The sequence below is a fragment of the uncultured Gimesia sp. genome, from assembly GCF_937919775.1.
Taxonomy (GTDB): Bacteria; Planctomycetota; Planctomycetia; order Planctomycetales; family Planctomycetaceae; genus Gimesia.
The window spans coordinates 1-2,163 of the sequence record NZ_CALFPF010000785.1 but is presented as its reverse complement, the minus strand read 5'-3'; the positions used below and the strand labels follow the sequence as shown (position 1 = coordinate 2,163).

Here is a 2,163-nt window from a genome sequence, read left to right as displayed (position 1 = left end):
ATGAGGCGGATCTGGAAGAAGAAAGAAAATGGATCAAGGATGTCAAACTCTGGCTGATCTTGCTCGGTAGCAATGATCTGCTGCAACAGCAACAGGGGTTGAAAAACATGCAGTCGATTACAGACCCGCATGCTGTTGCTGCCCTGGCCAGAATGATGGGAAAGCATGATAGCGTTGTTATTCGGTCACTTCTGGTTTCTACACTTGCCCAGATTTCCGGTGATAAGCCACTCCGCCCGCTGGTGGAACTGATTTTGACAGACCCTGAACCGACGATTCGCACGTCTGCTCTGGAAACACTCGCCAAACGAGACGCAACCGGGGCCATCGCATTTTTCATCGAAGCATTGAAAAACAAATCCAATATCATCGTACAAAGAGCAGGCGCAGGTCTCGAAGAGATTGGGAATCAATCTGTGGTCCCCGACCTGATTACTGCTTTAATCACCGACCATACTTATGTTGTTAGAGTGCCTGATACAAGTTCTACATATTCCTATAATACGAACGGCACCTTTGGTAATTCCGGCGTGGTCCTGCCGCCAGAGATTGAAGCAGGATTATTGGCAGGTCGATACCCTAATGGCGTGATCGTATTGCCATCTCAGCAACCCAAGGTGCTGATGCGAACGGTTTCTGTAAAACACGCTCACCAGAATGAAGCCGTATTGCTGGCACTGCAAAAAATCACGAAGCAGAATTTCGGCTATAATGAAAGAATGTGGCGTCTCTGGTGGGCTTCTATGCAAAACCAGACAGGGCTGATTCCGGTGATCAAGTAAGACTCGCAGTAAACCGTCTGCAGAATTATCTGTTCTAATATCAGAATTCCGAAAGTTCCAGAACTTCGCGAAGCGCTCCCAAATGTTGGTCGTAGTTTTTCCAGCGATCCAATCCCGCTCGATTCATGGGACGGCGGACCTGCCAGTTGCTTGCCGTAGTGACAGGTCGGCTGTTGTCATGAAAATTCAGACAACGGTCGTCCCAGGAAATACCAATAAAGTCAATCAGTTTTTTGCTGACCGCTTCCTGATCGGCGACCAGTTCGGAATAATGCAGTTCGTAAGGTGCAACCGGCAGAACGGCTTTCCAATGCTGCATGAGTCTTTGATACTCCCGGTAATACAGTCCCAGGTGTGTTAGATTAAAAGAATAATCATGGCCTCGACGAAAACGCTGAAAATAGCACGAAAGACAGGTGTCAAGTGGATGCCTCTGACAATGAATCACTTTTGCCTCTGGAAACAGAATTGCAATCAGACCCAGATGCAAAAAATTCGCAGGCATTTTATCAATAATGCGAACCGCGGAATGGTCGAATGTGCGCAATCGACGCAAATACGCATCTGCAAAACCTGCAAATGCGTTTTCCGGCAGGTTCGCCACACATTCCGGAAAATCGGTTTTCGGTATCGCGTACTGCTTCATCGTTCCAGCAATACTGGAGATATCCGGCAATTCCCCTGCCCCATGAACTTCGGGATGGCTGGATAAGATTTGTTCAACCAGGGTCGTGCCGGTACGCGGCATTCCCACAATAAAAACAGGAACCTTGCTCGAGACTCCCAGTGAGGAAAGCTGCTGGATCCTCTCAGTTGAAAAAAACGAGATGAGTCGATCGATCTCTCTCCTGAACTGATCGATTTCAAACTGAGAGTTCTTGAAACGATTTCCCATCTCGTAAAATGAAAAGGCTTTATCATAATCCTTGATATCGTTGAATATTTTTCCCGCTGCAAACCCCAGAAAACATCGATCTTCATCGGATAGATCCGACCGCGACAATTGCTGTTCGAGATGGGGGACGATGGGGTCATCGAATGCAAACTTTCGGGCTGCAGAATAATTGAAATACGCTTCTGCATAATCCGGTTTTAAATTCAATGCCGTCAGATAGTGCTACTCTGAAAGATCAAAATCTCCCACCAGACGATAGATGGCGGCAAGATTATGGTGATATTCGGCAATCTGCGGATTCAGCGCGATTGCTTTTTTCAGGCGCTCAATGCCCGACGCATAATCTCCGCTGTTTGATGCAGCCAGACCATAGAAATGCGGAAACTGATCGTTATTCACATTTGCCGGATAAAACGGCTTTAAAAGATCTTCTGCTTTTTTCGCCTGATTGGCCTGCAGTAATTTAACGGCTTCAGCGATGAGATT

The 2,163-nt window shown here is 47.1% G+C and carries 3 protein-coding genes; 1 reads left to right on the top strand and 2 read right to left on the bottom strand.

Annotated features, from left to right (window positions below; genetic code table 11):
- Positions 1-782, top strand: a 782-nt coding sequence (locus Q0294_RS22265; RefSeq protein WP_299469848.1) for a HEAT repeat domain-containing protein, incomplete at its 5' end; no start/stop codon positions are given.
- 40 nt (positions 783-822) lie between these two features.
- Here Q0294_RS22265 and Q0294_RS22260 read toward each other — a convergent pair.
- Positions 823-1,884, bottom strand: a complete 1,062-nt coding sequence (locus Q0294_RS22260; protein WP_299469846.1) for a sulfotransferase — start codon at positions 1,882-1,884, stop codon at positions 823-825.
- A gap of 15 nt (positions 1,885-1,899) precedes the next feature.
- The coding region (locus Q0294_RS22255; RefSeq protein ID WP_299469844.1) for a tetratricopeptide repeat protein at positions 1,900-2,163 on the bottom strand (264 nt) is incomplete at its 5' end.